This is a genomic window from Patulibacter sp. NPDC049589, assembly GCF_040675535.1.
Lineage (GTDB): Bacteria > Actinomycetota > Thermoleophilia > Solirubrobacterales > Solirubrobacteraceae > Patulibacter.
Window position 1 is genome coordinate 1 of record NZ_JBFAPC010000283.1, and the last position, 3,952, is coordinate 3,952.

The window sequence follows — 3,952 nt, forward strand, 5'->3', positions numbered from 1 at the left end:
GCTCGATGCCGGGCGCGGTGCGGTGGTAGAGATCGGGTGCCAGCGCGACATGACCCTGTTCCGCCAGACGCTCGCAGACGTCGCGGACGTGGGCGCTGACCCCGAACAGCTCCATGCCGACCAGGACGGCCGATGTGGAGGGAACGGCCGGCCGGGCCAGGTAGCCGGTCATCGGCGGGCCGTCGCCGGTGGCGATCTCGACAGTCTCGGTGAGCACCATGCCCACCACGGTGGGCGGCACTGATCCATAAGTCCAATACCGGTTTGTGCTGCCATTCATCGTCGCCGCCGCACGACCGCCCGCACCACCCGGCCCCCCAGGCCCCGGCCGCGCGGCCGCGGTCGCCCCGCGAGTACCGCGAGGCGAAGATCGAGGCCTCCCGCCACGACCACTCGGCCGCCTGAGCGCCGCCGCGACGGCACCGGCGGTCGTCGGCGTCGACGTCGGCGCCCGCAGCCTGCACGCCGTCGGGCTGTCGGCGGACCGCCGGCTGCTCCGCGCGGCGGTCTTCGACGCGGCGGACGTCGCCGGCGTGGTCGCCTGGTCCGCGGGCGCCTCGGTGGCGGCGATCGACGGACCCGACGGTCCCAGCCGTGGCCTGCACGCCGACGACGCGACGCTGGCGCCGAAGTTCCGGTCGGGCCGCACGGGCGAGGTCGCCCTCGGGCGTCACCACCGCCACTGGGTCTCCTGGGTGACCCCGTCCGCGGTCCCCGAGGGCGGCTGGATGGCCGTCGCGGTGGCGCTGCACGCGGCGTTCTCGGGCGCCGGGGTGGAGCCCCTGGAGGTCTACCCCCACGCGGCCTTCGCGGAGCTGGCCGGGGCCCGTCGCCTGCCGAGCAAGCAGGGGCCGGCGGGCCTCGCCGCGCGGGTCGCCCTGCTGCGGGACGAGGTCGGCGACGTCCCGCACCTGGAGATGTGGTCCCACGACGGCCTGGACGCGGTGGCCGCCGCGCTCGTGGCCGCGGACCGGCTGGACGGCGTCGCGCGGGCGGCGGGGCCGCTGCCGGGCGACCCCGCGGGCCCCGACGGCGTCCCGCCGGACGACCGCTCGCGGATCTGGCTGCCGCGGCGGCGCTGAGCGGCGGCCCGCAAGGGCCCTCCGCGGGCCGCTCAGCCGCCGTCCGCGGCCAGCCGGGCCTCGACGCTCCGGACCTTGTCCTCGAGCGTCTGGTCGGGCTTGTCGGTCCGCTCGTCGAGCTTGAGGATCGAGTAGGCGCGGGGGAGGCCCAGGTCCAGCGGGACCCGGTGCAGGGTCGCGACGACGGCCAGGATGTCCTCCGTGGTGCCCTCCAGGGACGTGCCCATGCCGTGCATCACGAAGCGGACGCGGTCCTGGGCGCCCAGCCGCCGCTGGATCTCGGCGATGTAGCCGCTGGCGCTCGCCTCGGCGCGGCCGAGGCCGATCACGGTCAGGTCTGCGGTGGACATCGTGCTCGTTCCTCGAGGGGCGGGGAGCCTGGCACGCTACCCGAGGTGCCGGAAGGTCCACGTCACGTCGCGCGGCGCTCAAGTCCGGCGCGCCGCGGGTCGATCCGAAGGGCATGGAGCGGACGGCGTGCACACCCAGGGGCGTCCTGCGGGCGGTGGCGAGGGACATCGAGATGCACCACCACGCGGGGCTGATCGGCGGCCGTGCCGCCCGGCAGCGGACCGCGGCCGTGCGGACCCTCGCGGACCGGCTGGGCGACGACCTCGACCGGCCGATCGACCGGGACGAGATGTGGGCGCTCTACGAGCAGGCCTGCTCGGTCGTCAGCGACCGGCGGACCGCGGAGTCGCTGCGCGGGGTGCTCGGCCAGTTCCTGCTGGAGGCGGTCACCGCGGCGGAGCGGGAGCAGGGCCCGGTGCCGGCCGCAGCGCCTCGGGCCGCCGTCGAGGTCGAGCACTGACGCGGGCTGCCGGGGCGCGGGGCCCCGGGACGATGCGCGGGCCCGGAACGACGAAGGCCCCGCCGGGGCGGGGCCTTCTGCGAGGTGCGCGATACAAGACTCGAACTTGTGACCTCACGCATGTCAAGCGTGCGCTCTAACCAACTGAGCTAATCGCGCGCTGCGGTACTGCGGTGCAGCAGATTAGCAGCGGATCTCAGATCGCGGCGCGCGGGTCCCGGGAGGGCCTCGGATGGACGAAGTCGCTACATTGCCGAGGTCTCGGCACCGTGGCGGAGTGGTTACGCAGCGGCCTGCAAAGCCGTGTACACCGGTTCGATTCCGGTCGGTGCCTCTGAACGACGACGGCCCGCGCTCCTGAGCGCGGGCCGTCGTCGTTGCGGGGTGTGACGGCCCGTTCAAGGCCGTCCTGGACTCCGGGGACCGGGCGGCGGGGGCGGCGCCGGAGCGGCCGCGCCGGTCCTCAGGCCGGCGTCGGGGTGCCGGGCCGCGCCGCGGCGGACGGCAGCTCGTCGGACGCCGGCCCAGAGCCCCCGGGGCGCGGTCTGCGCGCCGCCCGCCACTCGCGGATGCCGAGCGTCCAGCCCGCGCAGCCGGCGACGATCAGGATCGGCATCAGCGGCAGGTTGTAGCGCCCGTGCGCGACCGCGAGCGTGTGGACGCCGGTCGCCACGAGCAGCCCCAGGCCGATCGACGCGATCGCGGCGTCGCGCACCCGGACGACGCCCCAGAGGACCCCGAGCGCGCCGAGCAGCACGATCGCGTCGTGCAGGGCGGTCCACCAGGGGCTGGTGTGGTCGAAGCCGCCGCGGGCGTAGCGCGACCACATCTTCGCGGCCTTGAAGAGCATCATCTTGCCGAAGGAGATCGGGTCGCCCAGCGCGTACTTGCGCAGGTTCTCCTTGGCCTCCTTCGACAGCGCGGCGTCGCGGTCGAGCTCCGGGTGGCGGGCGGCGATGTCGTCGAGGACGACGGCGGCCGGGATGTCCGTGTACGTGCTCCCGGGCTTGGAGTAGGAGGCGTTGGGATGGCGCTTGACCACCTCGTCGCGGAGCGCGAACTTCATGTCGAAGGTCGAGCCGTTGCCGGGCAGGAACGTGCCGACGAACAGCGCCGAGCCGCCGCCGGTGGTGACCGGCACGAACGAGCCGGACTTGTGCGTCGCGTAGATCGTCCACGGCGCCACGACGACGACCAGCCCGACGAGCATCAGCGCGGCGCTCTGGGCGCCCAGTCGCCAGCTGACCGTGTTGCCGAGCACGACGAGCCCGAGGAACGCGCAGAGGATCGGCACGAACAGGAGGTCGGTGCGCGTGAGCAGGACGGCGCCGAACAGCGCGCCGGCCATCGCCCACCACGGTCTGCGTCTGGTCCGCCACGCCAGCGTCAGGGCGGTGAACGCCCAGGCGACGAAGAACGCCCCCAGTGGCTCCGACAACAGGCTGCTGGGGCCCCAGGCCAGCGGCGGGTAGAGCGCGACGACGGCCGCGCCGGCGACGCCCGTCCAGGCGCCGATCAGGACCCAGCCGAGCGCGAAGGCGGCGACGATCGTGCCCGTCGAGATCGCCCACTGCGCGTAGTTCAGGGACTTGAGGTCGTCGCGGCTCGACGGATGATCGCCGGGGGTCAGGTTGTACGCGAGCGCGAAGACGTGAGGCGTGAACGGCGGCCAGTGCAGCGCCTTGACCTCGGCGTCCTTGCGGATCTCGGCGCCCGTGCGCTTGGACTCCTTCGGCACCGGGCCGCGCTTCGTGCGGCCCGTGTACTCGCCGCGCTTGGCGATGTTCTGCGCGATCCCGGTGTAGGAGAGCGCGTCCTGGCTGAGCTTCGGCTGCGGGTGCTGCGCCTGGTAGAGCCGGATCCCGCCCCCGACGACGAGCACCAGGACGAGGGCCAGCCAGGCGGAGCGGGAGATCGAGCGCAGCCGGGGCATCGGCGGGCACGATACGGGGTCGTCGCCGGTCGGGCGTTGCGGTAGGCCTGCGCCAGGTGCGGGCGGGCGAGGTCGAGCATCCGGACGTCGCGCGCGGTGAAGTCGTCCGGCCCGCCCCGCATCAGT

5 protein-coding genes and 2 tRNA genes are annotated in these 3,952 nt (G+C 74.4%); 3 read left to right on the forward strand and 4 right to left on the reverse strand.

Going from position 1 to position 3,952, the window contains the following annotated elements:
• A partial coding sequence (locus AB0L40_RS27025; protein WP_364361785.1) for a dienelactone hydrolase family protein occupies positions 1-220 on the reverse strand: 220 nt, incomplete at its 3' end.
• A 46-nt stretch (positions 221-266) separates the two neighbouring features.
• Between AB0L40_RS27025 and AB0L40_RS27030 the strand changes: the two genes are divergently transcribed.
• A complete protein-coding gene (locus tag AB0L40_RS27030; RefSeq protein ID WP_364361787.1) occupies positions 267-1,082 on the forward strand; it encodes a DUF429 domain-containing protein in 816 nt (271 codons plus the stop codon).
• Positions 1,083-1,114: 32 nt separating this feature from the next.
• Here AB0L40_RS27030 and AB0L40_RS27035 read toward each other — a convergent pair whose 3' ends face one another.
• Positions 1,115-1,432, reverse strand: coding sequence for an MTH1187 family thiamine-binding protein (locus AB0L40_RS27035; protein WP_364361789.1), 318 nt, complete (start codon positions 1,430-1,432; stop codon positions 1,115-1,117).
• A 173-nt stretch (positions 1,433-1,605) separates the two neighbouring features.
• Here AB0L40_RS27035 and AB0L40_RS27040 point away from each other — a divergent pair, with 173 nt between their 5' ends.
• The gene (locus AB0L40_RS27040; protein WP_364361791.1) at positions 1,606-1,893 is read left to right on the forward strand and encodes a hypothetical protein; all 288 of its coding nucleotides are present in this window, start codon (positions 1,606-1,608) and stop codon (positions 1,891-1,893) included.
• Between the two features lie 85 nt (positions 1,894-1,978).
• Here the strand turns inward: AB0L40_RS27040 and AB0L40_RS27045 are convergent.
• A tRNA-Val gene (locus AB0L40_RS27045) sits at positions 1,979-2,052 on the reverse strand.
• A 104-nt stretch (positions 2,053-2,156) separates the two neighbouring features.
• On the opposite strand from AB0L40_RS27045, the gene AB0L40_RS27050 reads away from it, so the two are divergent.
• A tRNA-Cys gene (locus AB0L40_RS27050) sits at positions 2,157-2,227 on the forward strand.
• 129 nt (positions 2,228-2,356) lie between these two features.
• Here AB0L40_RS27050 and AB0L40_RS27055 read toward each other — a convergent pair.
• Positions 2,357-3,826, reverse strand: coding sequence for a hypothetical protein (locus AB0L40_RS27055; protein WP_364361793.1), 1,470 nt, complete (start codon positions 3,824-3,826; stop codon positions 2,357-2,359).
• Positions 3,827-3,952: the final 126 nt, after the last annotated feature.